24 protein-coding genes are annotated in these 25556 nt (G+C 40.2%); 19 read left to right on the forward strand and 5 right to left on the reverse strand.

The genetic code is table 11. From position 1 onward, the window contains the following. Positions 1-16 precede the first annotated feature (16 nt). Positions 17-1312 carry a DHHW family protein gene (locus KGF34_RS07670; protein WP_252558623.1) on the reverse strand — a complete coding sequence of 432 codons (1296 nt, stop codon included), beginning with the start codon at positions 1310-1312 and terminating at the stop codon, positions 17-19. Positions 1313-1585: 273 nt separating this feature from the next. On the opposite strand from KGF34_RS07670, the gene KGF34_RS07675 reads away from it, so the two are divergent. The 12 genes from KGF34_RS07675 to KGF34_RS07730 all read left to right on the forward strand — a co-directional run bounded on the left by KGF34_RS07675 (position 1586) and on the right by KGF34_RS07730 (position 11607). Next, a complete protein-coding gene (locus KGF34_RS07675; protein WP_022234693.1) occupies positions 1586-2350 on the forward strand; it encodes a type III pantothenate kinase in 765 nt (254 codons plus the stop codon). 522 nt (positions 2351-2872) lie between these two features. Continuing rightward, positions 2873-3589: a Wzz/FepE/Etk N-terminal domain-containing protein gene (locus tag KGF34_RS07680; protein WP_022234692.1), complete on the forward strand. Its 717-nt coding sequence runs from the start codon at positions 2873-2875 to the stop codon at positions 3587-3589. Positions 3590-3608: 19 nt separating this feature from the next. Continuing rightward, positions 3609-4328 (forward strand): CpsD/CapB family tyrosine-protein kinase, encoded by a 720-nt coding sequence (locus KGF34_RS07685; RefSeq protein WP_195410656.1) that lies wholly within the window; start codon positions 3609-3611, stop codon positions 4326-4328. An 89-nt stretch (positions 4329-4417) separates the two neighbouring features. Then, positions 4418-5092, forward strand: a complete 675-nt coding sequence (locus KGF34_RS07690; RefSeq protein WP_252558625.1) for a sugar transferase — start codon at positions 4418-4420, stop codon at positions 5090-5092. 12 nt (positions 5093-5104) lie between these two features. Continuing rightward, positions 5105-5884 (forward strand): glucose-1-phosphate cytidylyltransferase, encoded by a 780-nt coding sequence (gene rfbF / locus KGF34_RS07695; protein WP_252558627.1) that lies wholly within the window; start codon positions 5105-5107, stop codon positions 5882-5884. Beyond that, a complete protein-coding gene (gene rfbG, locus KGF34_RS07700; RefSeq protein WP_252558628.1) occupies positions 5872-6939 on the forward strand; it encodes a CDP-glucose 4,6-dehydratase in 1068 nt (355 codons plus the stop codon). The genes rfbF and rfbG overlap by 13 nt, the downstream gene beginning before the upstream one ends. Before the next feature lie 28 nt (positions 6940-6967). Further along, positions 6968-7888, forward strand: coding sequence for an NAD(P)-dependent oxidoreductase (locus KGF34_RS07705; protein ID WP_195410652.1), 921 nt, complete (start codon positions 6968-6970; stop codon positions 7886-7888). 111 nt (positions 7889-7999) lie between these two features. Beyond that, the gene (gene rfbC, locus KGF34_RS07710; protein ID WP_117705301.1) at positions 8000-8572 is read left to right on the forward strand and encodes a dTDP-4-dehydrorhamnose 3,5-epimerase; all 573 of its coding nucleotides are present in this window, start codon (positions 8000-8002) and stop codon (positions 8570-8572) included. 30 nt (positions 8573-8602) lie between these two features. Then, entirely contained in the window at positions 8603-9613 is a 1011-nt protein-coding gene (locus tag KGF34_RS07715) for a glycosyltransferase family 8 protein (protein ID WP_252558629.1), read from the forward strand. Then, on the forward strand, positions 9614-10867 hold the full coding sequence (locus tag KGF34_RS07720; protein ID WP_252558630.1) for a glycosyltransferase family 4 protein: 1254 nt from the start codon (positions 9614-9616) through the stop codon (positions 10865-10867). It abuts the gene before it with no gap. Then, positions 10864-11349, forward strand: coding sequence for an acyltransferase (locus KGF34_RS07725; protein WP_022234684.1), 486 nt, complete (start codon positions 10864-10866; stop codon positions 11347-11349). The genes KGF34_RS07720 and KGF34_RS07725 overlap by 4 nt, the downstream gene beginning before the upstream one ends. 3 nt (positions 11350-11352) lie before the next feature. Continuing rightward, positions 11353-11607 (forward strand): hypothetical protein, encoded by a 255-nt coding sequence (locus tag KGF34_RS07730; RefSeq protein WP_252558631.1) that lies wholly within the window; start codon positions 11353-11355, stop codon positions 11605-11607. Positions 11608-11622: 15 nt separating this feature from the next. On the opposite strand, the gene KGF34_RS07735 is transcribed toward KGF34_RS07730, so the two are convergent. Continuing rightward, positions 11623-12828, reverse strand: a complete 1206-nt coding sequence (locus KGF34_RS07735) for an ISL3 family transposase (protein ID WP_252558632.1) — start codon at positions 12826-12828, stop codon at positions 11623-11625. Between the two features lie 116 nt (positions 12829-12944). On the opposite strand from KGF34_RS07735, the gene KGF34_RS07740 reads away from it, so the two are divergent. The 6 genes from KGF34_RS07740 to KGF34_RS07765 are packed head-to-tail and all read left to right on the forward strand — an operon-like array spanning position 12945 to position 21228. Next, a complete protein-coding gene (locus tag KGF34_RS07740; RefSeq protein ID WP_289780786.1) occupies positions 12945-13874 on the forward strand; it encodes a polysaccharide pyruvyl transferase family protein in 930 nt (309 codons plus the stop codon). A gap of 2 nt (positions 13875-13876) precedes the next feature. Further along, on the forward strand, positions 13877-15040 hold the full coding sequence (locus KGF34_RS07745) for a Coenzyme F420 hydrogenase/dehydrogenase, beta subunit C-terminal domain (protein WP_022234682.1): 1164 nt from the start codon (positions 13877-13879) through the stop codon (positions 15038-15040). 22 nt (positions 15041-15062) lie between these two features. Next, the gene (locus KGF34_RS07750; protein ID WP_252558634.1) at positions 15063-16199 is read left to right on the forward strand and encodes a glycosyltransferase; all 1137 of its coding nucleotides are present in this window, start codon (positions 15063-15065) and stop codon (positions 16197-16199) included. Between the two features lie 21 nt (positions 16200-16220). Next, positions 16221-18566: a polysaccharide pyruvyl transferase family protein gene (locus tag KGF34_RS07755; RefSeq protein WP_252558635.1), complete on the forward strand. Its 2346-nt coding sequence runs from the start codon at positions 16221-16223 to the stop codon at positions 18564-18566. A gap of 15 nt (positions 18567-18581) precedes the next feature. Further along, a complete protein-coding gene (locus KGF34_RS07760; protein WP_252558636.1) occupies positions 18582-19820 on the forward strand; it encodes an O-antigen ligase family protein in 1239 nt (412 codons plus the stop codon). 7 nt (positions 19821-19827) lie between these two features. Beyond that, complete coding sequence (locus KGF34_RS07765) at positions 19828-21228, forward strand: oligosaccharide flippase family protein (RefSeq protein ID WP_252558637.1); 1401 nt, start codon at positions 19828-19830, stop codon at positions 21226-21228. A 73-nt stretch (positions 21229-21301) separates the two neighbouring features. Here KGF34_RS07765 and KGF34_RS07770 read toward each other — a convergent pair whose 3' ends face one another. From KGF34_RS07770 to KGF34_RS07780, 3 genes are all read right to left on the reverse strand, one after another. Then, positions 21302-21442, reverse strand: a complete 141-nt coding sequence (locus KGF34_RS07770; RefSeq protein ID WP_252558638.1) for a hypothetical protein — start codon at positions 21440-21442, stop codon at positions 21302-21304. 263 nt (positions 21443-21705) lie between these two features. Beyond that, positions 21706-23700 (reverse strand): leucine-rich repeat protein, encoded by a 1995-nt coding sequence (locus KGF34_RS07775; RefSeq protein WP_252558639.1) that lies wholly within the window; start codon positions 23698-23700, stop codon positions 21706-21708. A 13-nt stretch (positions 23701-23713) separates the two neighbouring features. After that, positions 23714-24964 carry a dockerin type I repeat-containing protein gene (locus KGF34_RS07780; RefSeq protein WP_252558640.1) on the reverse strand — a complete coding sequence of 417 codons (1251 nt, stop codon included), beginning with the start codon at positions 24962-24964 and terminating at the stop codon, positions 23714-23716. Positions 24965-25192: 228 nt separating this feature from the next. On the opposite strand from KGF34_RS07780, the gene KGF34_RS07785 reads away from it, so the two are divergent. Then, complete coding sequence (locus tag KGF34_RS07785; protein WP_252558641.1) at positions 25193-25348, forward strand: hypothetical protein; 156 nt, start codon at positions 25193-25195, stop codon at positions 25346-25348. The last annotated feature ends 208 nt before the right edge of the window (positions 25349-25556 follow it).

Here is a 25556-nt window from a genome sequence, read left to right on the forward strand (position 1 = left end):
AAATAAAAATCAACAATTAATTCAGTAAGCCGTCCATACTGTCGAGCTGTACCTGAGTATTTGCACTCATAATGCCGTTGAGGTAAAGAACCTCTGTAATGCCGTTCTGCTTGCAGTAGTCTGCAAGATTCTGTCCGAAATATCTGAAATCTATAATATGAACTTCGGAATAATTATTTGTAAGATACGGTGAGAATGCGTTGCCGTAGCTTTCTTTGACAACGGCAATCTTCTTGCCCGTACCGTTTTCGGAATCGGAATGTAAAACCGTGAGCGGATTGTCGCCCATAATAAATAAACTGTATGTATTTGAACCCGCCTCCGCATACTGATAATAAGGCGAATCGTAGTTTGATACAGTGCCGTTTGAATCCGTAATATCCATTGTAACATTATAAGGGAATGTCCAATAGCTTACGGTATCGGTTGTAAGTCCGTCATTTGTGTTTGCAAACGAACCCGTAAAGCCCTCAATTTTATTTTCCGTGCAAGTGCTTAAATCAAGAACAGCCTGATTTGTTGCCTCCGCAAACGCTGTATATGCGTAATATGCGCCAAGTCCTGTCCAGTGGTGGTCGGAATTGTAATAAACATATTCGTTGCAGTGCTCGGCAATTTTGTTGTAAGCATTTATCGGTGTTACAGAGCTGTTTAGCTTTGAATAAATCTGCTTGATGTTCTCTGCCTGTGAATCCGACGGAGCGGAGCTGTTTTTAAGTCTTTGCGGAAGTCCCATTTCCGTATGGTTGGGAACAACCATATTGTAAACCTTAATTCCGCTTAACTTCTGCTGATAGCTGTTGATTGAATCGGCATAAAGCTGTGCTCTGTATTCATCGCCGCCGAAAAGCTCATATGCGGCGCCGTTCCAGATGTAAGCGTTTGTACCCATATATCCTGTTGTGTTATCGTCCTTAATATTAGGCGTAACAAAATTAAGTGCCGCTGCGTTTGCTGCTTGTGTTGCGGGTTGAGTGGTTGCTGCCTGTGTAGGCGGTATTGTTTTATCGGAATTATTGTCAACTTTTTTGTCCGAACCGGTACAGGCTCTGAACATTGAAGAAATTATTGTGATTATAAGTATTAATATAAGTATTCCAACACTTACAATAATAATGCGGTTTCTAAGTCTTCTGCTGAATCTTTTTCTTTTAGGCGGCTTGCGATGCACATTATTTCGATTATTAGGTACAGGCCCTCTGCCGTTTTGCGGCGGTCTGTTCATCGGCTGACGGTATTCTCTCCTGTATTGACTGCGTTGAGCCGCAACTCTGTCGTCATCAAAATAGTCTAAGTTGTATTTATCTGCCATATATACACTCTCCCGTCTTAAAAAAAGCAACAGATAATTAAACGCTGTTTCCTCATTATATCATTATATTAATTAAAGCATATTTTATTATACAACATATTTAGTCTAAAAACAATACAATTTTTCATTTTTCGAGTAAATCCGCAAATGCGGCAAATATTTACATCCATAAGCAAAACAGATTTTAAAATAGAGTTGAAACAAAAGGAAAAATACGATATAATTTAGAGTTGCAGGATGTTTTTTCCAAGCAATTACAATGAGGTGATATTTATGTTGCTATGCACGGATGTGGGCAATACAAATATAAAATTTGCACTTTACAAAGGTGAAAAACTGCTTATGAAGTTAAGATTTTCCACTAATCGCAGTAAAACCGCCGACGATTACGCAGTTGACCTTTATACTATATTCAGAATAAACAATGTTGATGTAAACGAAATTAACGGCTCAATAATCTCAAGCGTAGTACCCATAGTAACCGACCTGCTCGGAAAAGCTATTTTTACTGTGGCAAATGTAGAAAGTTTGGTTGTCGGACCGGGCATTAAAACAGGTCTTGACATTCGCCTTGACAACCCCGGCGCCGTAGGCTCGGACATTGTATGTATGTGCGTTGCTTTAAAAGAACAGTACCCCTGCCCGGTAATCGTAATCGGAATGGGCACTGCCACAACCATTCTTTATATGAACGAGCACAAGGCTTATTGCGGCGGAGTTATTTTGCCGGGTGTGCAGATTTCACTTGACGCACTTACCGCAAAATGCGCACTTTTGCCGTCGGTCAGTTTTTCTGCGCCGCAAAAGGCAATCGGAACAAATACTGCCGACTGTATACGCAGCGGCATAATTTACGGCAATGCCGCAATGATTGACGGCGTAATCGACCGCTTTGAAGCGGAAACGGGTCACAAATGCACTCTTGTTGCAACAGGCGGATTTGCACCGCACATTGTAAAGTTCTGCAAAAAAGACATTACCGTAAACGACGACCTTGTACTCGAGGGATTAAGACTTATATACGAAAAGAATCTGTAATTATTCGATTTTCAATAATATACAATTTTGTTTTAAACTGCATATCTGTTTGTGCACCCTTTTGAATTATTGCATCAAAAGGGTGTTTTTATTATTCCTTTTATAAATTTGTATTTGATGTTCACATCATTTTTACTAAAAAAGCAAACTCGTTAAACACATACAATTTTGTATGTGTAGAAATTTTGCTGATAAACATTTTTGTTTTTGTATAATTTTATTTATTAGTGTGGCGGTTATTTGTTTTTTGTTTCAAAAATATATACATAATTACCAAATAATAAAATTTTGCATTTTTTAATTTAACAAATATAACAAAGATTTTGTTATATTTGTACAAAATTCTCTTGTTCGCATATAAAATCGTCAAATTTACCGCATTTTAGCAGTATTGATTTTTAAGTTGTTTTCAAATATAATAGTAATGTTATATTTTGAAGAATTATCGGCTTTTATGTTGATTATTGCAACTGCGAAAATGCATTTGCGTTTGCTGTAAAAGCTGGGAGGAGAATCATTTTAATGGAAATATCGTTTAAGGACATAACAAGAGTAATTAAGAAAAACATCGTTTTCATTTTGGTTGTATCGTGTTTATTTGCAATCATATCGGTTTTTGTAACTACATTTTTTATTCAGAAAACATACACCTCAAGCGTAAAGCTCTATGTTGAAACAAACTACAACACTTCCTCTGCTATGGAAGACAACCAGAGTGTAAACTACGCTAAAAACCTTGTTTTAACCTACATTGAGCTGCTCGATTCAAACACATTTTACAGCGAGGTTTCAAAGGAGCTCCACGAAAAATACACAGCGTCACAGCTCAAAGCTATGATTAAGTTTGAAAGCATTGAGGATACCGAGGTATTTAAGGCGATAGTTGTATCGCCAAGTCCTTATGAATCAAAAGAAATAGGCGACTCCATTGCTAAAATAGCACCTAAGATAATCGCAAATGTAAAGGACAACGCAAAACTCAAGATTGTCGATGAGGCAGATACACCGAAAGTGCCTACATCACCGAATGTAACAAGAAACACAATTATTGCATTTCTCGGCGGACTTATACTTGCTCTTATCATTTCATTTGTTCGTGACTTCCTCGATGTGAAGATTAAATACAACGAAGAAATGACAACTATTCTTGATCTTCCTATTCTTGCCGCAATTCCTGACTTTGAGTATTTTTCAAATCAGAAAAATGCAAACAAATACGGCAACAGATACGGCAAATAAGTAAAGGAGTTACACAGCAATGAAAAAGAATAAAACAAAAATTGATCGTTCAATAGATACTGATGTTCTCGGCTTTCAGGTTCGTGAATCATACAAAGCCGCAAGAACAAACATAGCTTATTCAATTCTCAAAAAAGGCTGCAAAAAGGTAGCTTTTACATCATCGACAAAAAGTGAAGGCAAAACCGTAACCTCTATCAATGTTGCGTCGGCACTTGCTCAGCAGGTTGACACCAAGGTGCTTGTAGTTGAGTGCGACCTTCGCCGTCCGAGAGTAAACACAGCACTTAAAATTGAGCCTACACCCGGTCTTACAAACTATCTTAATGACGAGTGTTCGCTTGAGGACATTATAAAGGACACTAAGATTGACAACCTCAAGGCGATTGCCTACGGCGCAATTCCTCCTAACCCGTCCGAGCTGCTTGCGAGTGAGGCTATGGCTGACCTTATCAAGACGGCTGAAAAAGAGTACGACTACATTATTTTTGACACACCGCCTGTCGGCATCGTAATCGATGCAGTTCCGATTCTTAAGGCAGCGGACGGTGTTGTAATTGTTGCAAGAAACAACTCAACTACATATCCCGAGCTTGCAAAAACCGTAGAAACAGTCGAGCGTACAGATGCAAAAATCATCGGAGTTATTCTTAACAGAGTTAAACCGCAGGAAACAAGAAAAGGCAAGGGTTACTACTCAAGATACGGCGGATATTACAGCAGTTCAACCAAAGACTAATCTTTAATACTTCAGAGCAATTTTATTTAATTACACAGGTAATTAATTGGGTATAATAAAAATTTACGGAGGATAAAACGGAAGCAATTATGGGAAAAGCAAATATTACCGACACATCGAAAGCGGCAGCATCAAACACACATTCAGTTAAACCGAAGCCGATTTACGATTTTGTAAAGCGTGTTTTCGATATTGTATGTTCACTCATCGGTTTGATTGTTCTTTCACCTGTTTTTATCATTATTTCCATACTTATAAAAACCACAAGCGAAGGTCCTGTTTTCTTTGCGCACAAGCGTGTCGGCAAAGGCGGCAAAACAATAAAAATCTATAAGTTCAGAAGTATGGTAACAAATGCGGAAGAACTTATAAAGCAGTTCACACCCGAGCAAAAAGCCGAATACGAAAGAAACTTTAAGCTTGAAAACGACCCTCGAGTTACAAAAGTAGGAAAATTTATGAGAAAAACAAGTCTTGACGAACTTCCACAGCTTATTAACATTCTTAAGGGCGATATTTCTGTTGTAGGCCCTCGCCCCGTTATGGATGTTGAAACTAAAATTTACGGTAACTACCGCAATATGCTGCTCAGCGTAAAGCCGGGTCTTACAGGCTTTTGGGCGGCAAACGGCAGAAGCGCCACTACATACACACGCAGAAGAGCTATGGAAATTTACTATGTAAAGAACCGTTCCGTATTACTTGATTTAAAAATAATTTTCAAAACATTTATTTCTGTATTTAAGCGTGTAGGTGCGATTTAAGGAGGAAAAGCAATGAAAGCTGTATTACTTGCAGGTGGCTTTGGAACAAGAATTTCCGAAGAATCGCAGTTCAAGCCAAAGCCTATGATTGAAATAGGCGGTATGCCGATTTTGTGGCATATTATGAAACTTTATTCATATTACGGAGTAAACGAATTTATTATATGCGCAGGATACAAACAGCATGTAATTAAAGAATGGTTTGCGGATTATTTTCTGCATACTTCGGACATAACATTTGATTTTACACAGGACGATAAAATAATCGTACATAACAAAAGGGCCGAACAGTGGAAGGTCACGGTTGTTGATACGGGACTTAACACAATGACAGGCGGCCGACTTAAGAGAGTGCGTGACTTTATAGGCGATGAACCTTTCTTTATGACCTACGGTGACGGTGTTTCTGATGTAGATATAAACGCACTTTTAGAGTTCCACAAAAAGAACGGCAGACTTGCCACTATGTCGGCAGTCAAACCCGAAAGCCGCTTTGGTGTGCTTGACCTTTCAAGCGACAACGAGGTAAAGGCATTTCGTGAAAAGAGCGACATTGACTCAGGTTGGATAAACGCAGGCTTTATGGTGCTCGAACCAAAGGTGCTCGACTATGTAAAAGACGATACAATTATGTTTGAGCGTGAGCCTATGGAACAGCTTGCAAAAGAAGGTCAGATTGTGTGCTGGAAACACAATGGTTTCTGGCAGTGTATGGACACTCTTCGTGATAAAGAAAAGCTCGAAAAACTCTGGAGCACAAACAAAGCACCGTGGAAGGTATGGAAAGATTAATGCTTAATTTTTATAAAGGTAAAAGAGTATTTGTAACAGGTCACACAGGCTTTAAGGGCAGTTGGCTCTGCAAAATCCTTGCAAATGCGGGCGCACAGGTTACCGGCTACTCTCTTAACCCACCTACAAGCCCGAATTTATTTGAAATTGCAAACATCGAAGGTGACATTAAGTCCGTTATCGGCGATATTCGTGATTTTGATTTGCTAAAAAAGGCATTTGACGAGGCACAGCCCGAAATTGTACTTCACCTTGCGGCACAGCCGATTGTGCGTGACAGCTACAAGATGCCTGCCTATACATACGAAACAAATGTAATGGGCACTGTAAACATTCTTGAATGTGTAAGACAGTCGGACTGCGTAAAATCATTTTTGAATGTTACCACAGACAAGGTTTACGAAAATAAGGAGTGGCAATGGGGCTACCGTGAGAATGAACCGCTTGACGGCTTTGACCCGTATTCAAACAGCAAGAGCTGTTCGGAGCTTGTAACTCACAGCTACAAAAATTCATTTTTTGCCGACGGCAGAGTGGCAATTTCGACTGCAAGAGCCGGCAATGTAATCGGCGGCGGCGATTTTGCAAACGACAGAATTATTCCCGACTGCGTTCGTGCACTTGAAAAAGGCGAAGATATAATCGTTCGTAATCCTCATTCAACAAGACCGTATCAGCATGTGCTTGAGCCGTTGTTTGCGTATCTTATGATTGCAAAGGCTCAGTATGAGGACATAAAATTTGCGGACTACTACAATGTAGGTCCCGACGAATGTGACTGCGTTACTACAGGCGAGCTTGTTGACTTGTTTGTAAAGTATGCCGACGGCAAAATCAATTGGATAAACAAAAGCGAGAAAAATGCCGTACACGAAGCGAATTTCTTAAAACTCGACTGCTCAAAACTCAAGGCTGTATTTGACTGGAAACCGCATTGGCATGTAACCGAGGCCGTTGAAAAAACTGTTGAATGGTCACGCTGTTATATGGAAAAAGGCGATGTCAGAAAATGTATGGACAAACAGATTGAGGAATTTTTAGCAAGCAGAATTTAAATATATCATCAACAAAAGAGGTTTAGTGATGAAAAAGGCGATTGTAACAGGCTCAAACGGCTTTGTCGGCTCAAATGTATGCAAAAGACTTTGCGCTGACGGAGTTAAGGTTTATGCCGTTGTAAAAGATAAAAACGAAAAAATCGACAACATAGAAAAACTTGACGGTATTGAAATTGTGTACTGCGAGCTTGATGAAATTGAAACTCTCTTTGATAAAATTTCAGACAGAGATGTTGATGTTTTCTACCACTTTGCATGGGTTGGCTCAGCAGGCCCGCTCAGATGCGACGAGAACATTCAGCTGCAAAACGCACTTTGGACAGCTCGTGCGCTCAGAACAGCCGACAAAATGCAGTGCAAAAAGTTTGTAAACGCAGGTTCGATTATGGAAAAGGAAACCTATACGGCCGTTTACACACAGGAAAGCAAACCCGGCTTGCCGTACATTTACGGTGCAGGCAAGCTCATTGCCCGTTCTATCTGCAAGCCGATTGCAAACAGCCTTGACATAGACCTTTGCTGGGCGGTAATTACCAACGCTTACGGCGCAGGAGAGTTTTCGCCGAGATTTGTTAATTCAACAATTCGCAAAATTATTGCAGGCGAGCCTTTACAGTTTACAGCCGCTACACAAAATTACGATTTCATTTATATAGACGATGTTGCAAGAGCCTTTGAGGCAATCGGCGAATACGGCATTGCAAACAAAGAGTACACAATAGGCAGTGGCAACGCAAGACCACTCAAGGAGTTCATTCTCGAAATGCAGAACGAGCTTGCACCTGAAGCAAAACCGATTTTCGGTGATGTGCCGTTTACAGGTGTAAATATGCCGCTTGAGGCATTTGATACAACCGACATAGAAACAGACTGCCACTTCAAACCTGAGATTTCCTTTGCAGAGGGCACAAGGCTTACTATGGAGTGGATTAAGTCCGTAGACTAAAAATCAGGGCGAAATTTATCTTTCGCCCTTTATATTCGTAATGCAAACTGCGTTTTTCTGAAAATTATGGGTTAATTTTCAGAATAGAAACATTTTAAGGAGATTATTTATATGATTCAGAAGTTTGAATTTTGCAATACCGATTTTGAGGGTGCATATCTTATTAAACCGTTTTGCGCAACAGATGTAAGAGGCGCATTTATTAAGGATTACTCAAAAGAGGTTTTCGAGGCTAACGGTCTTGAGCACAACCTTGCGGAAGTTTTCTATACAGTATCTCACAAGGGCGTTATTCGTGCGCTCCATTTTCAGCGTGTACACGAGCAGGCAAAGCTTGTAAGATGCATTAAAGGCAAGGTTTTTGATGTTATCGTTGACCTTCGTCCCGACTCCCCTACCTTTAAAAAGTGGCAGGGTTTCTACCTTTCCGAAGAAAATATGAACGAACTTTATGTTCCCGAACATTTTGCTCATGGCTACCTTGTGCTTGAGCCGTCCGTTGTTTCTTACAAATGCGGCGAAAAGTTCTACGGCGAGTATGATGACGGCATTATGTATAACGACCCAGACTTTGGCGTTGAGTGGCCGTTTGACGAAATCGGCGGTATTGAAAATCTTATTTTAGCCGATAAAGACAAAAATCTCCAGTCGTTTAAGGAATTTGAAGAAAAGTATCTTAAATAATGACTTAAAAATATTTTTACGGAGGGTAAAATGAACATAGTTTATTCAAGTTCTGACAGCTATGCACCGATTGCGGGTGTGTCGATAATGTCTTTACTTCATAACAATACAGACTCTGAAAGCATCAATATTTATATGATAGACAACAGTATTTCTGCCGAGAACAAACATCGCTTTGAAGAAATGGTCGGCAAATACGGACGCACCATTCACTTTATACCTCAGCCCGACCTCAACAAAAAGGCAGGCGTGGAAATTGAGGTTGGCAGATGGAATATCAGTACCTTTTTCAGACTTTTTCTTTGCACCATTTTGCCTGACGATATAGACAGATGTATTTATCTTGACTGCGACACAGTTATTCGCCACTCGCTAAAGGAATTTTGGGAAACAGACCTCGGTGACAAGGTTGTGGCGGCTGTTGACGACTGCCGAAGTGACCGCTACAAAACCGAGCTTAACCTTGACAGCAACAGCACCTACACAAACAACGGCGTACTGCTCATTGACCTTAAAAGCTGGCGTGAGATGAATGTTGAAAAGGAATTTCTCGACTTTATCATTGCGCACAACGGCGACATAACCTATGTTGACCAAGGTGTGCTCAACGGTGTTCTCTCCAAAAAGGGACTTGTAAAGGTAGTACATACAAAATATGACGCAATGACTGTATTCTTCGACTTTAATTTTAAAGACCTGATGAAGGTCAGAAAGCCTGAGCACCATCTAAGCGAACAGGAGTACAGCGAAACGGTAACAGACCCGTATATTATTCACTATACTTCGTGCTTTTTGTCGGGTACACGACCATGGAACGAAAACAACAACCACCCGTTTGTCGGCGATTACCTAAAGTACAAGACTATGTCGCCATGGAAAGACTTTCCGCAGTACCCCGATGACAGAAAAAAATCTAAAAAACTGATGACAAGTGTGTGCAATGCCATGCCAAAGGGTATGATGATTGCCGTAATCTCGCTTGTTCACTCAAAGCTCTACCCTATGGCACGAGCATTAAAACAAAAAGGCAGGGCCGAATAAATGAAAATTCTGCTTGTAAATAAATACCACTATGTAAAAGGCGGCAGTGAAACCTATCACTTCGGACTTGCAAAATTGCTTGAAGAACATGGCAACGAAGTAATATATTTTGCTATGCAGGACGAAAAAAATTACGATTGCGCACAGGCAAAGTATTTTTCAAAAAATGTTGATTTCAACAAGAGTATGTCGCCGTTTGAGAAACTCACAGCAGGTATGCACGCCCTGTATTCGTTTGATGCTAAAAAGAAAATCGAACAGCTTATTGAGGCAGAAAAGCCCGATATTGTGCATATAAATTTGGTTCACAGACACATTACGCTTTCTATTTTGAACGCAATACAAAAGTATAATATTCCTGTTGTGTTTACGGCACACGACCTCAACTGCGTGTGCCCTACACACACTATGCTTTGCGGCGACAAGGTGTGCGACCGCTGCGTGGCTGAGCACAGCTACAAGCCTGCACTTGAGCAGAAATGCGTAAAAAACTCCGCACTTCAAACCTACCTTGCTGTTATTGAGGCTAAGAACTACGAGAGAATGAAGATGTACGATAAAATCGACTTCTACATTTGTCCGTCTGATTTTTACAGAAAGCAGTTTGTAAAATCGGGCATCACAAAAAATCCCGTTGTGCATTGGGTGAACTTTTTGCCTGTCGGCACAGAATACAAGCTATGCAGCAACGCAAAGGACTATTTCCTTTTCTTTGGCAGACTTTCGGTTGAAAAGGGACTTATGTCACTTGTAAAGGCATACCACAAGGGCAACTTTAAAAACAAACTTTACCTTGTGGGTGACGGTCCTCTGCGTGAGGAGCTTGAAAACTATGTTAAAGAAAACAACCTTACAGAAAAGGTTATTTTTACAGGTTTTCAGAGCGGTGACGCACTGAAAAAATATGTTGAAGAGGCAAAGTGCGTTATTCTGCCGAGCGAATGGTACGAAAACGGGCCTTACTCTATTCTTGAGGCTATTGCACTCGGCAAGCCTGCCATTGTAAGCAACAACGGCGGTCTGCCCGAAATTGTTGATGACGGAAAAACAGGCTTTATTTGCGAGCCGAATAATCCCGACAGCCTTTGTGCTTGCCTTGAAAAGATGAACAATCTTACCGAGGACGAGTACCTTGCAATGTCAAAGGCGGCGCTTGAAAAGGCAAGGGATAACTGCGACTGCGAAAAATACTATGAAAAGCTGATGAACTGCTACAAAGATTTGATTAAAGCAAAGGGTGGCAAAAAGATATGACATTATTAAAAATATATTGGCGCTTAAAAGCCGTTTTTAAAAAGCTATGTTTTAAAATTATGTTCGGAAAAAGATTTTCTATCGGCAAAAACACAACTTTCCGCAAAAATTTTGGACTTTACCTTGAAAAGGGTGCGTCAATCAAAATCGGTAACGATTGCTTTTTCAATCGTGGCTGTTCTATCAACTGCCTTGAAAGCGTAGAAATCGGCGACCATACAATTTTCGGCGAAAATGTAAAAATTTATGACCAAAACCATAAATTCAGAGATAGAACAAAGCTCATTCGTGAGCAGGGTTACTCGGTGGGCAAGGTGAAAATCGGCAGTAACTGCTGGATTTGCACCAATGCCGTTATTCTTAAAGGCGTAGAAATCGGCGACAACTGCGTTATAGGCGCAGGCTGTGTAATTTATCGTGACATTCCCGCAAACTCTGTTGTGAAAAGCAACGGCGGAATCACTATTGAAACTTTGGAGTAACATATGGAAAAGAAGAAAACCGTTGCATATCTTACAAGACACGCCGTATCTAACTACGGCTCTGTACTTCAGGCATATGCAACACAAACCGCTCTTGAAAAGCTCGGCGCAAATGCCGTATGTATAGATTATTACAGAACAGACGAAAAAACCGAAAATCTTGTTGACACAAGGCTCAAAAGTGTGAGTGCAAAGTGGAATAAAAATGGGTTCTATGTCAATAGTTGGGGTAAACCCAAAAAAGAAGAATTGAAATGAACAAGCGATAGTAAATCAAGCTATCGCTTGTTTTTGCATTTGGTGAGAAAACATATGTAAAATACGGTTACGGAAACGCTTAAAATTTCTGTAACCATAAGCATTACGCTTAAGTACCTTAATCTTGTTGTTGCAGCCTTCGGTAAAGCCGTTGGTGATAGTGGAAGAAAAAGAATTCAGAATACCCGGAAGCCAATTAATCATAGTATTAGCACATTTTTTAAATTGAGGAATACCACAGTCTAAAGCAGAATTTATCCAATTAGAAAAAGCTGTTTTTGCAGACTGTCGGTCTTTGCAATCAAGGATTTTAAGGAAATCCTCTTTGTAAAAATGAGCAGTAGAAAGAGTTGGAGAAGTAAAAAGCATAACATTTACCTGTTGTTTTTGTTCGTCAGAAAGGAGGTCAAATCTTTTTAGTAAAAGCTGTCTTGATTGCTTGAAGTATCTGCGATGAGATTTGCTGAATTTCTTTTGTTCTTGTTTGCGAACAGCCTCAAAAGCCCAGATAACTTGCCGTATCCAATGGTATTTATCAACAATCTGTGAGGCATTTTTAAACCACACAGAAGAAATATTAGAGTAGGGTTTCCACATATCACTGACAAAAAACTGAACCTTGTCACGCTGTGACTTATCAAAATGGTTAAAATACTCAGTTAGGAAATGCGCATATCTTTTTGGAAGAATGTCCAAAACGACCTTGTTGACAGGATCGGTGAGAATACATTGATACTTTTCACTGTTCGTATTGCCTTTAAATTCATCAATAGAAATAGCAGATGGGAGCTTTTTAGGAGCGTAGGAAACTAAATCAAAAACCCTGATTACGGAGCTTACAGAGAGGTTAACCTCTCTTGCAACGCTTGAAAAAGAAACTTCATTTCTCAATTTGTCAATGATATACAAAGACAATCTGTTAGTCATACGATGATAACGAGGGAGGAAATCGACATTTTCAGGGAAACGCTTGCCACAGGAGCAACGATATCGACGCTTATAAAGATGAATAAAGATGTGCTTGCCAAAGGCAGGAATATCCTTTATAGGCTGTTCACGATAATCGTGAACCTTATCAGTTAAATTGCCACAGCAAGGACATTTGTGAGGTTTTCGTTTTAACCGGCAGTTAATATAGATTGAATTATCAATTTCTTCAATTTTTTCTATATCAACATCTTGCAATCCTAAGAGTTTTTCGGTAAAATATTTGTAGAGCATATTTGTTCCTCCGTTTCTGGTTTCTAGTCAATTCCATTTTAACGGATTTTAGACAAATATGCTCTACTTTTTTAAAATTATTTTTGTAGGATCTATTTGTTACCCCAACATTTATTATAGAGCCTAAAAATGCACTCACTCGTCTTGTTTTTAAAGCAACTCAAAATCCCGTATATAAATTTGCGGATAAGCGATTTGCAGAGTACAGAAAAATCGTTAAGGTGACCGACAAGGAATACAACAGCGAACAGGAGCTTGCCGCCGATATTCCTCAGGCAGATATTTATATGACAGGCAGTGATCAGGTGTGGAATACCGTTGTGTGCGGTGAGATTGACCCTGTATATTTTCTGTCGTTTTTGCCCGACAGTGCAAAGAAGATTGCATATGCCGCAAGTTTTGGCGGCAGTGAAGTTTTGCCAAATGACAAAGAAAACATTAAAAAGTGGCTTAAACGCTACGATAAAATTACAATTCGTGAAAACAGCGGTGTAAAAATCGCAAACGAACTCGGAGTGCCTGCCGAGCAGGTGCTTGACCCTACCTTTTTGCTTGAAAAATCGGAGTGGGAAAAGCTCATACCTCAGCGAGAGTGCATCGAAAAATATGTGCTTGTGTATCAGCTCCACCCAAACAAACAATTTGACGAATACGCAAAGCAGTACGCAAAGAAAAAGGGACTTAAACTCTACCGACTGAGCCACTGTTTCCACCATATTGTGAGGAGCGGCAAATTTGTTTGCTGTCCTCCAATCGGTGAATTTTTGTGGTACATAAAAAATGCCGAGCATTTCCTTACCGATTCTTTCCATGGCACTGCCTTTGCAATCGGTCTTAACACACAATTTACCGATGTTCTGCCAAAGAGTTACAGCGAAAGAATCTCAAGTATTCTTCAGCTTATCGGCTATGAAAACAGAATACTCAAAAGCTACAACGACTTTGACATTGACAGCGAAAAAATAGATTTTGAAAAGGTAAACGAAAAAATATCGGCAGAGCGTAAAAAATCGCTTGATATTCTTAAAAATATGATAGGTGATTAATTGTGAACAATATACTTCAGCTTGGCAAAAGCTGCTGCGGCTGCTCAGGCTGTGAGCAGATTTGTCCTAAAAAATGTATAACCATACAACCCGACAGCGAGGGATTTCTCTACCCTGTTGTTGACGAAAGCAAGTGCGTTGACTGCGGTCTGTGCGTAAAGCACTGCCCCATTATGACTGACGCAAAGCGTTGCGATGAGCCAAAGGTGTATGCGGCAAAGTACAAAGACCGCACCTCGGCTTTTAAAAGCACATCGGGCGGACTTTTTATTCCGCTTGCAAAGGAAGTGCTTGCAAAAGGCGGCGTTGTTTTCGGCTGTGCATATGACGAAAATCTTGTTGCAAGGCACATTGCCGTAAGCAATGAAAGCGAGCTTTACAAATTGCAAAGCTCTAAGTATGTGCAGAGCGACACCCGAGGTATTTATAAGCAGGTAAAAACCTTGCTTGCAGACGATAAATATGTTTTGTTCAGCGGTACAGGCTGTCAGGTCGCAGGACTTAAAACATTCCTTAACAAGGACTGCGAAAAACTGCTTACCGTTGACATTGTGTGCCATGGTGTGCCAAGTCCTGCACTCTTTAAAAATTATGTTGACTATATGGGCAGAAAGCTCGGCGGAAAACTCACCTCATACAATTTCAGAAGTAAAGAAAAACGAGGCTGGGACTTGTATTACAAGGCTGAAAACGGCAAAAAAAGCAAGTCGGACTACGGATTTTTTGACCCGTATTACAGCGCCTTTCTCTACTGCAAAACCTACCGAGAGAGCTGTTACGAATGTAAATTTGCCAATAAAAACAGAGTGGGCGATATTTCGCTTGCCGATTTTTGGGGTATTCAAAAATTTCACCCCGATTTTTATGACGAAAACGGAGTATCTCTCGTACTCGTAAATACCGAAAAGGGCAAAGATTATTTTGACCTGATAAAAGACAGGCTCGAAATTATAGAATCGGATTACGAAAAAGCCTCTGCCATGAACTCAAACCTTGTCGTGGCATCAGAAAGACCGGCGTGCAGAGATACAATTTATGACGGCTTTGACGGCTTAGATTTTGACAGCTATGTCAAAACAAAACTTGCGTTCAAGGTAAACCCGAAAACCAAAATCAAAAAAATGATACCTCTCGGCGTAAAGAGGGTACTGAAAAAACTGCATTAAGCAAAACAGGAAGGAAACGAAAATGAAAGTATTACAGATTGCTGTCGGAATCAACGGTGGCGGTGTGGGCGCTGTTTTATTGAACTTTTACACCCATATGAACCACAACGATGTAAAATTTGACATCATAATTGATGATTTGCCGTCAGTTAAAAACGGCAGTCTTAACGAGGACGCATTTAAAAAAATGGGCTGTAATATTTTTCGTGTTACTCCCAAATCGCAAAATATGAGCGAGAACATCAGGCAGGTCAGCGAGATTATGAAAAACGGCAATTACGATATTCTCCACTCAAATATGGAGGAATGGTCGGCGCTGTACTGCAAGCTCGGCAAAAAATACGGCATAAAAACAAGAATTGCCCACGCACACCTTGCGTATGTAAACAATCCGAGCTTTGTAAAAAGAATGTATAACAGTGTGCTAAAGGTAGGACTTCGCCGCTACGCAACAGACTTTTTTGCTTGCAGTAAGGACGCAGGCAGGTATCTTTTCGGTGACAAAATTCTTGAAAAAAGCAATTTCAGAGTTTTGCCGAATGCGATTGATACAAAAAGCTACTCCTACAATCCGAGCACAAGAAAAAGAATGAGAAACGAGTTTGGCATAGCCGACACCACCTTTGCGGTAGGCTTTGTAGGCAGACTTTATTATCAGAAAAATCCCGAAAGAATGTTGAGCATATTCAATGAAATTTGCAAGCTCCACCCCGATTCTCACCTTGTTATAGTCGGCGACTACAAAAGCTATGCAAAATTTGACGGACTTAAAAAATATGCCGAAGAGAACGGATTTTCCGATAAAATTACCTATACGGGACTTAGAAAAGATGTGCCCGATGTTATGCAGGCATTTGACGCATTTGTTCTTCCGTCAAGATACGAGGGCTTTGGCATTGTGTATATTGAGGCTCAGGCGGCAGGTCTTATGACCTTTGGTACGGCAAAGGTTGTGCCTGAGGAGGTTGACTGCACACCGCTTATGCACTTTATTGATTCTCAGTCAGAGGATAAACTCTGGGCAAAGCAAATTCTTGAAAACAGCCTTGACTACGAGCGAAAAGATACGGCTAAGGAAATAGAAAACTGCGGCTTTGAAATTTCTGTTGAGGCTAAAAAGCTGCAGCAATTTTATGAAGATAAAACAAAAGGCAACTAAACTTCGGAGGTTCAGAAATTTATGTTAGGTCTGGCAACCCCATTTAAAACTCAAAATTACGGTACAAAATTGCAGGCATATGCTATGCAGTCCATATTTACCGAAATGGGATATGATACCGAAATTATCAACTTTACATATACATCGAGCAAAAAAGACAAGCTCGCCACACTGCTCTCGCCCAAAAAACTTGCGGCAAAAATCAAATATAAAAAGTCGCAAAAGGGTACGGCAGGCAATGCGGAATACTCAAAGTGTATGGCTCAGAGGAACGCAGGCTTTGACAATTTTGTAAATCAAAATCTGCGCATAACCCGTAATTTTCTCAGCCTTGCAGCTCTAAAAGAATACAGCAAAAGATACGATGCCGTAATTTGCGGAAGCGACCAAATTTGGCTGCCTGTTCATATTCAACAGCAGTATTACACGCTTTCTTTCGTTCCAAAGAGAACTCGCAGAATTGCGTATGCGCCGAGTTTTGGCATAAGCTCGGTTGAGAAAGCCGATGAAAGCCTTTATAAATCAGCTATCAACGGCTTTGACAGCCTTTCCTGCCGAGAGATGAGCGGCTGCGACATAATAAAAAACCTCACAAACAAAGAGGCTCAGCTTGTTCTTGACCCAACCCTTATGGTTGACAAGAAAATATGGGACAAAATGAGCGGAAGTACACCGAAAGTTGACGGCGAGTACATATTCTGCTACTTCCTCGGCAAAAATCCTGAGCATAGAAAAAAGGTTAGAAAGCTCGCCGAAAAAACAGGCTTAAAGGTTGTGTGCCTGCCGTATATTGACGGCTATACGGAGTCGGACAACGGATATGCTGACCTTGCGCTTTACGATATTGCGCCCGACGGCTTTGTAAACCTTATTAAAAACGCAAAGTATGTTTGCACCGATTCTTTCCATGGCAGTGCGTTCTCTACCATTTTTGAAAGGCAATACTTTGTGTTCGAGCGCTTTGCTCCGGGCACTAAGGGTTCAACCAACACAAGGCTTGAGTCGCTTTTAAAAAGCCTTGGTCTTGAATACAGACAGATAAAAGACAGCGAGCTTGCCGACGAATGGGACGGCAAACTAAACAAAACTATTGATTATACACAGGTGCAGGCAAGGCTTGAAAAATTAAAGGCTCATTCTGCCGAATACATTACCGCTGCGCTTGACGGAATTTTGCCTGCCCATGAAAAACATATAAAGCTGTATGACAAGCACGATTGCTGCGGCTGTTCGGCGTGTGCCGACAAATGCCCTGTCAAAGCTATAAGTATGAAACCCGACAGCGAGGGATTTGTGTATGCAAATGTTGACGAATCGGCGTGCATAGGCTGCGGTGCGTGCATTAAAGCCTGCCCGATAAAGCAGTTTAAAAAGGGTACAGCTGAATTTTCGGCTGTTGCGGCATACAGCAAAGATGAGAATATTCGCCACGAGAGCACTTCGGGCGGAATTTTTACCCACCTTGCAAAAGCAATAATAAGCAACGGCGGCGTTGTTATAGGCGCTGCGTTTGATGAAAACTTCGGTGTAAGACACATTGCCGTTGATAATATAGATGACCTTAAAAAATTCAGAAGTTCAAAATATGTTCAGAGTAACACTCAGGGCATTTATAAGAAAACCAAAGCCTTGCTCGATAATAAGAAAACGGTTCTTTTCTCAGGCACTCCCTGTCAGATAAGGGCGCTAAAGAGCTTTTTGGGCAAGAATTACGAAAATCTTATAACGGTTGATTTGTTCTGCCATGGTGCTCCGTCACCGAAAATTTGGAATAAGTACCTTGAATTTGCAAATGCGAATAACGAACATATCGACTCGATTTCTTTCCGTGACAAAAGGATAAGCTGGGAAAATTATTCCCTCACCATTAAGTATAAAGACCACGAAAAATCGGCTTTTTGGAAAGACGATGCCTTCGCAAGAGGATTTGGTTTTTCACTTTTCAACCGTCCTGCTTGCAGCACCTGCCGACTAAAGTCTTTCCCACGAATCAGCGATATTACACTCGGAGATTTGTGGCTTATTCAGCAGATTTTCCCCGACCTTGACGACCACAAGGGAATTTCTTTTGTACTGCTAAACAACGAAAAAGGCAAAAGGCTCTTTAACAATATTAAAAGCGAAATCTTTTTCAGAGATATTCCAAAAGAAAAGCTCAGGCTCACCTATCCTGTTATGGGCACACCGACAAAGGCGCACCCAAACAGAGAGGCTTTCTTTAATCGGCTTGACACCGTTCCTTTTGACGAACTTGTGTTTAAATATGCAACGGTTGACAAAAAGAGGGAATTTAAAATTAAACGCAACAAAGTTTTAAGCAAACTCGGTATTTTACCCGTCCTTAAAAGGCTTAAAAAGATACTGTAATATAAGGAGGTTATAATGAAAAAGCTAATGAATCAACGCTGGTTTATCGCCCTTGTATTTATGGTGCTTTATAAGCCTGCAATGTTTTCTCAAATGCCTGCGCTGCACACATTCGATACCATATCAAATGTGTTTAAGGTTATGGTAATAGCCGTTCTCGGCGTATGGTTCGTTTACTTTTACCAAAAAGTGTCGCTGTTCTTTGTAGGAATAGTTTTCTTTGAGGTGTGGCGTGTACTTGCAACAATTTATTGCGGAGGTAATTACACCTCACTGTTCATCGCCATACTAAATGCCCTTGCAATCTGCCTTGTTGTGGAAATGGGACTGAAAACAGACCCCGACGCACTGCTTGACGGCGCATCGTTTACGCTCGGACTGTTTGTGCTTATAAATTTTGCAACTGTACTTCTGTTTCCGCAAGGTATGTACGAGTTTAACACATTTACGCAAAACTACTTTCTCGGATACAGAAACAACTCAATTATGCTGTTTTTCCCTGCGATTATCTTCTCAATAGTTCGCTCGCTGAGAAAGTACAACAAGCTGACGCTTTCGTCATTTGTAATTACTGCGGTATCGTTTGCCACTGTAATACTTGCGTTCTCGGCAACAAGTGTAATCGGTATGACTGTATTTACACTCTTCCTCTTGCTTGCACTCATAAACAAAATGCCGAATTTTCTCAATATCATTACCTATCTCGCAATAAATATTGCGTATTTCTTCGGTGTAATCATCCTCAGATTACAGGAGGCATTTGCGTTTATTATTGTAGATATGCTCGGCAGGGACCTTACCTTTACGGGAAGAACTAAGATTTGGGACAGTGCGCTTGCCGCCTTTGCAAAATCACCTGTATTTGGTGTTGGTGAAATTGAAAATCAGGCATCACGAGATCTTATCGGCGCTACCCATGCCCACAACTATTATCTTGACCTTTTATACAAAAGCGGCCTGCCGGGATTTTTAATCTTCTTTGCAATTCTTATCATCTGCGGTGTGGCGCTGTATAGAAACAGAAAAAACGGCAAAATTCCTTTTATTGTATCGGGCGCAATTTGTGCCTTTATGATTATGCTGCAAAGCGAGGCATACTACAACATTTACTACTTCTTCTCAATCCTTACTTTGGCCGCCTTTATTCCTTATGCTCTGCCAAAAAAGGACGAGGACGGAAACTTTATTTTTGAAGAAAAGGGAAAGCATTCGCTGAAGAAAAAACACAGCTATCATTATTATTTAAGGAAGTGACTTTCACTTGGCAAGTAAAGCGGAAAAGGGCAACAAAAGCCTTAAAGCGAGCGCATTTTACCTTGTAGGAAATCTTTTTAACAAAGCGCTTGCTTTCTTTACAATCCCTATATTCACACGACTTCTCACAACCTCTGAGTACGGTATATCGCAAACCTACCTTTCGTGGGTAAGCATACTTACACTCATAGTGGGTATGTCGCTCGGCAACTCAATAAGAACGGCTTACATTGACTTTGGTGACGATATCGAGGGATATATGTCCTCAATCTACGGACTGTCACTTCTCAGCTTTGTGGGTTCTTCGGCGCTCATAATTACAGGAATGCTCATATGGAGCGACATTGACATTGTGCTTGTAATCTGCTGTCTTATGCAGTCGTATTTTCAGTTTGTATCAACCGCAATGACCACCAAATATATGATGAAGGTTGACTACATAAAAAAGACCCTTTTGCTGGCACTGCCGAACCTTACGATACAGGTTGCCGCAATTATAACAATTCTAAATATGCATGGCGACAATAAGTATATGGGTTACATTATCCCATATGCCGCTGTTTACACCATAGTGGGCATATACTTTGTGATTGCGTCATTTATAAGGGGCAAAAAGGTATTTAACAAGTTGTATTGGAAATATGCCCTCACCTACTCATTGCCGCTTATTTTTCACGGACTTTCGCTTGTACTGCTGTCAAGCTCAGACCGAATTATGATTACCAACCTGTATAATTCTTCCGAAACAGGTGTTTACAGCCTGATTTATAATCTAAGTATGGTTGCGATGGCTGTTACCGCATCTCTTGAGGCGGTGTGGGTGCCTTGGTTTACACGAAAGCTGATGACCAATGAAAAGGATATCATCAACAAAAATATTACAAAGTACCTTGAAATCGCCCTTGTTGTAATGCTTTGCCTGATGTTTGTTGCGCCTGAAATTGTAAAAATCATGGCTACAAAGGAGTATTACAGCGGTATATATATGATTCCGCCGCTTGTATTTGCATCTTTTGAAATGTATATGTATACGGTTTATGTAAATGTAGAATATTACTACAAGTCCACAAAATACATAGCATTCAACACCATTGTGGCGGCAGTTACAAACATTGTGCTCAACTTTATTTTTGTGCCGATGTTCGGCGGTATGGCAGCCTGCTTTACAACGGTAGCGTCTTATATGGTTTCTTTTATAATGCACTCCCGTCACTCAAAAAAGCTAGACAAAGACCTCTTCCCTATCAGACAGTTTGCATTGCCGACAATAATATTTATAGTTGCCATCGTGCTTGCGTATCTGCTTATGGATTTGTGGCTTGTCCGCTGGATTATTGTAGTTGCAGGCTTTGGCTGTTATGCTGTATTTGCACTGGTAACAAAGAGATTTGCAACATTCTTAAAATAAAATTAAATGATTAACTCCCCTTGGCTAATGCTCAAGGGGAGTTTTTGTGTGAAATATTCTAAGCTCATTTTGCTTAGCTTAATTCGGGCAACAAAGTAAAGCAACAGCCAAACTTTCCGTTTATTGCAATCTGACGATAGCCAAATAGCAAGCTGTTTGGCGACTTAACGCAACGGCGAATGCCTTTAAATGCGAAAGCAAAAAGAAAAGACATTCACTATATAATGAAAAAAGTTAATTATTTCTTTTATAAAAGGCTGTCGCCTGTTTTTCAAACTATGTGCAAGCACGCAAACAGCGTGGCTGTTTGCGCCTGATAAATTGTTATATCGGAAGATTTTATGGGCGCTGCCCAAACCCGCAATTTTTGAAAAAATTGAGTAAACTTTTTTGTTTTTGGACGGATAATTTAGCGTTAGCTAAATTTCAATCCCTGAGCGACACTCCGCTAAACCATAATCTAATAAAATTATCCGATTACTTATTTGTAAGTATCATCTGCAAAGCTGTAACATCTCTTGAATCAATTGTGCCTTCATCTGTTATATCCGCATAGCCAAGGTCGCTGTCAGGAATAATCGGTGCACCGCTCTCATCGGTAAAGCCTGCAATATATCTCTGCAAATGAGTTACATCGTTTACATCTACTTTGCCGTCATTGTTGATGTCGCCGAATTCTCTCTCATCAAAAATCAACGAATAATTAATGCCGTTTGTTTTTGCGTATTCGTGAGCATATGAATTTTCGTAACATTTGATTGTTACATTATCGCAAAATTCAAACACATCATTGCCGATTGATTCAACGCTTTTCGGAATGTTAATTGATTTAAGATTTTCGCAGTTCATAAATACTGCAGAACCAATCTGTTGAATATTTCCGTTAACGGTTACTTTCTGAAGTAAAGTGCAGTTTAAAAATGCACTGTCGTCAATACCGAATTCCACGCTTTCCGGAATAACGATATTCTTAAGGCTTATACAATGTGCAAAAGCCGACTCACCGATATTTACAACATCGGGTAAAGTGATACTTTCAAGACTTTCGCAGCCGTAAAATGTTTCTTCACAAATTGTATATAAACTCTTCGGCAGTTTTACCTCTCTAAGATTTATACATTCCTCAAAAGCCATACTGCCTATATACTCTACACTGTCGGCTATATCAATGCTTGTCAGTTCCTCGTCACCGTAGAAAAGACCGTCAGCCACAACAACCGTACCGTCTTTTATAGTTTCGTTTGCCTTAAAGTCGCCCTTATATGCACAAGCTGATTTGCCGTGATATACAATACCGTCGGGCTGGCTGTTGTACCAAGCTGTTTCTACAAATGCAGACGGCGCTGTCCATACCGCAGTTTCATTATAATTTATGTCTGTAAGACTTGAACAACCGTAAAATGCCATTGCCTGCACTCCGCAGGAATCCGGGATTGTTACTGTTTTAAGTGCGGAACACCCCTCAAAAGCGGATACACCGATACTTGTAAGGCTGTCGGGCAAATTGATTTTTTTAACATATTCGTTATAAGAAAGGAAATCGTCATTAATTGCGTATGTATCATCTTTAAATGTCAATGTGCTGTCTGTAAAATCACCGATTATCTTGTATGCAAAGTCGCCTGCATAAAGCACACCGTCAGGAGCACTCTGCTCCCAAAGAGTGTATTCAAAGGCAGTTTGCGGAATTGAGTATATAGAGTCGGGAAATTTTATATTAATAAGGCTTTGACATACGAAAAACGCATTTTCGCCTATAAGCGAGCAGTTCGTAAGGTCAATATCATCGAGATTTGAACAATACACAAAGGCGCCTGCGCCAATCTGACTTACATTTTCAAGATTTATACTGTAAAGTGAGTCGCACTCATAAAAAGCACTATCGCCGATTGTTTCTGTATTTTCGGAAAGCGTTACTGAATTTAGGTTTGAACAGCCTTCAAATGCGCTTTCACCGACATAAGTAACCGACTCCGAGAGTTTTATATCTGTAAGCTGAGTACAGCCGCTGAATGTGTAATCATCAATTTCCTCTAATTTGGCAGGAATATTTACCGTTGTTAATTTTGAACAGCCGTAAAATGCAGAAGGTCCGATTTTGGTTACGCCGTCGGGCAGAGTAACCTTTTTGAGGTCAACAGAATCCTCAAAAGCACTTGAGCCGATGCTCTCGACTGACTCCGGCACAACAACACTGTTTAATTTTGCTTTTTTAGATAAAGCATAGTCGCCAATGCGTACGATTTTGCGGCCGTCTATCGTCTGCGGAATTACAAGTGCGTTTGCCGAGCCTGTGTAATCCACAATGGTAGCGACATTGTCCTCTACGGTATAAACAAAGTCACCGCTTGTTATTTTTGTGACAGTGCCAATGCTTTCTTGAGCGCCTGCTGTCAGCGATACTGCGCCGAGTGAGCCTAAGGTAAGAATTGCCGACATAAAGACGGACATTATTTTTAATGATTTTTTCATAACCCGCCCACTTTTATTGATTTATATATTTCCACAGCTTGTCTGCCGAGGTTTTCTGATTGCCGATAAAGTCAAGGTCTGTACCTTGCAACTTATTCATACTGTCGCCGAATACAAGTCCCGTGCCAAAATCGCCGTTGTCGTTTCTTCCGCTGTACAGCACTATATAGTTACCGTTTGTATAAATAAAAGCCGAACGGTACAGTCCGCCGCCGTCCCAATTTGACGGATCGGACGACGGTTTGAGCACAACCTGCGCTTCGCTCCAATCAAAGCCGTTTGACGATGTTGAGTGGTAAAGGCTCATATGCTTGCGGTCTGATTTATTTTGGGTCGAGCAAGCAAGGAGTTCGTATTTTCCGTTAATTTTTTCAACATCAATATGCCATGTATATGTCGTTGTCGGGTAAGTTAATGCAGTCACCGCACTGTCCGACCAAACACCGTCCTTATACTCCTTGTACCAAACCTTGTAGCCGTTTACATACCACAGCTCGTAAGTCCCGTTTTCGTAAACGATTGCAGGACTTACCATATCGTATTTTTTGCGGTTATCGGTTTCATACACAGGTGTACGGCCGCTCCATTTATTGCCGTCATATGAGTAACGCATATAAAGAGCCATATAGTTTTTTTCGTAATCTGTATATCGCCAAAAAAGTTCCAAACGGTTTTTGTCGGGATTATACACAAGCTCGGAGTCGGAATTAAACCTTACCCCTGCCTTGTAATCATCTCGAATACCCTCGCAAAATTTGATTTCCGAATAATTTATAAGGTCGTTTGAACCTACAATTGTCGGATTTTCGTACTTATCGTTTCCGTTCGGATACGGTGTGTATGACAGCCAATAGCGGTATCCGTTCCATTTTTTGCCCATATCCACAACCTTTGGATGGTAAGCATTGTTCGGATACTCACTGTCAGCGCCTATATACACGCTCTTTAAATTAAGTTTGCTCTTTGAATTTGACTGCAAATTAAAGTCAGGCTTTATATAAAAACTGCCGTTAATTATATTTTGGGCATAGGTAACATCGTTTATGTTTATAGAGCCCGAACCGTCAAAGTCTGCTTTGCCGTCAATATTATCGCCGTTTGCAATGGCGTTTTGCAGATAGGTGACATCTCGCACATCAAGAATTCCGTCACTGTTTAAATCGTATTTATTTATGTCATACGCAGACGCACTGATTGCAACAGACGAAACTGCAACAACCGCAAGCAATGCCGATACTGCTTTTTTTAACATCTTATTGTTCATTTGTTAAATACTCCTTTGTAAAATTTTGCATTAATATTTTCTCATATATTTACCATTATGTCAATAATAAACAAAATTGTTTGTGGGCGTTTTTATCAAATTTTGTAATTCATATTATAAAAATGTGGCTAAAAATAACCTTTTAATCTGTTTTTTCGTAAAATACTAATTTGTTTTATTTTGTTTTGTATGATACACTTTTTTTATTATCACTTTTAAAGAGCTTTTATGTTTAAAGAAACAGACTATTATGACCGGAAAATGAATATATGGGACTGCGACAAAAAGATTGACCTTGAAAAACCTGCGCCACAGAATCTCAGATACACAAACACGATTGATACCATTATCGAATTTTATAAACCCGTGCGAAGCCTATTATGAAGCCTATTATTTTTATCGGAATTTTAACATCAAACTTTTTGTCTTTATATTTTTGTCTTTATAAATTAATATTCATTTATCACCTCTTTGCAACAAACATCTTATAATTATAAAAATATTGACTTTTTTGCTGTTATTATGTAAAATAAAAGGTAACGTATATTTAAAGAATTTAAATCTGATGGCATTTTGATATAATAGATTTGTA

It is taken from the genome of Ruminococcus sp. FMBCY1, from assembly GCF_023921805.1.
Taxonomy (GTDB): domain Bacteria; phylum Bacillota; class Clostridia; order Oscillospirales; family Acutalibacteraceae; genus Ruminococcoides; species Ruminococcoides intestinale_A.

Excerpts from the sequence above, each read along its gene's own strand:
- KGF34_RS07675 (WP_022234693.1), top strand. The coding sequence starts at position 1,586 with ATGTTGCTATGCACGGATGTGGGCAATACAAATATAAAATTTGCACTT.
- KGF34_RS07760 (WP_252558636.1), top strand. The coding sequence starts at position 18,582 with ATGAAAAAGCTAATGAATCAACGCTGGTTTATCGCCCTTGTATTTATG.
- KGF34_RS07780 (WP_252558640.1), bottom strand. The coding sequence starts at position 24,964 with ATGAACAATAAGATGTTAAAAAAAGCAGTATCGGCATTGCTTGCGGTT.
- KGF34_RS07690 (WP_252558625.1), top strand. The coding sequence starts at position 4,418 with ATGGGAAAAGCAAATATTACCGACACATCGAAAGCGGCAGCATCAAAC.
- KGF34_RS07785 (WP_252558641.1), top strand. The coding sequence starts at position 25,193 with ATGTTTAAAGAAACAGACTATTATGACCGGAAAATGAATATATGGGAC.
- KGF34_RS07735 (WP_252558632.1), bottom strand. The coding sequence starts at position 12,828 with ATGCTCTACAAATATTTTACCGAAAAACTCTTAGGATTGCAAGATGTT.
- KGF34_RS07720 (WP_252558630.1), top strand. The coding sequence starts at position 9,614 with ATGAAAATTCTGCTTGTAAATAAATACCACTATGTAAAAGGCGGCAGT.
- KGF34_RS07725 (WP_022234684.1), top strand. The coding sequence starts at position 10,864 with ATGACATTATTAAAAATATATTGGCGCTTAAAAGCCGTTTTTAAAAAG.
- KGF34_RS07755 (WP_252558635.1), top strand. The coding sequence starts at position 16,221 with ATGTTAGGTCTGGCAACCCCATTTAAAACTCAAAATTACGGTACAAAA.
- KGF34_RS07750 (WP_252558634.1), top strand. The coding sequence starts at position 15,063 with ATGAAAGTATTACAGATTGCTGTCGGAATCAACGGTGGCGGTGTGGGC.
- rfbC (WP_117705301.1), top strand. The coding sequence starts at position 8,000 with ATGATTCAGAAGTTTGAATTTTGCAATACCGATTTTGAGGGTGCATAT.
- KGF34_RS07705 (WP_195410652.1), top strand. The coding sequence starts at position 6,968 with ATGAAAAAGGCGATTGTAACAGGCTCAAACGGCTTTGTCGGCTCAAAT.
- KGF34_RS07770 (WP_252558638.1), bottom strand. The coding sequence starts at position 21,442 with ATGTCTTTTCTTTTTGCTTTCGCATTTAAAGGCATTCGCCGTTGCGTT.
- KGF34_RS07680 (WP_022234692.1), top strand. The coding sequence starts at position 2,873 with ATGGAAATATCGTTTAAGGACATAACAAGAGTAATTAAGAAAAACATC.
- rfbF (WP_252558627.1), top strand. The coding sequence starts at position 5,105 with ATGAAAGCTGTATTACTTGCAGGTGGCTTTGGAACAAGAATTTCCGAA.
- KGF34_RS07730 (WP_252558631.1), top strand. The coding sequence starts at position 11,353 with ATGGAAAAGAAGAAAACCGTTGCATATCTTACAAGACACGCCGTATCT.
- KGF34_RS07775 (WP_252558639.1), bottom strand. The coding sequence starts at position 23,700 with ATGAAAAAATCATTAAAAATAATGTCCGTCTTTATGTCGGCAATTCTT.
- KGF34_RS07715 (WP_252558629.1), top strand. The coding sequence starts at position 8,603 with ATGAACATAGTTTATTCAAGTTCTGACAGCTATGCACCGATTGCGGGT.
- rfbG (WP_252558628.1), top strand. The coding sequence starts at position 5,872 with ATGGAAAGATTAATGCTTAATTTTTATAAAGGTAAAAGAGTATTTGTA.
- KGF34_RS07685 (WP_195410656.1), top strand. The coding sequence starts at position 3,609 with ATGAAAAAGAATAAAACAAAAATTGATCGTTCAATAGATACTGATGTT.
- KGF34_RS07670 (WP_252558623.1), bottom strand. The coding sequence starts at position 1,312 with ATGGCAGATAAATACAACTTAGACTATTTTGATGACGACAGAGTTGCG.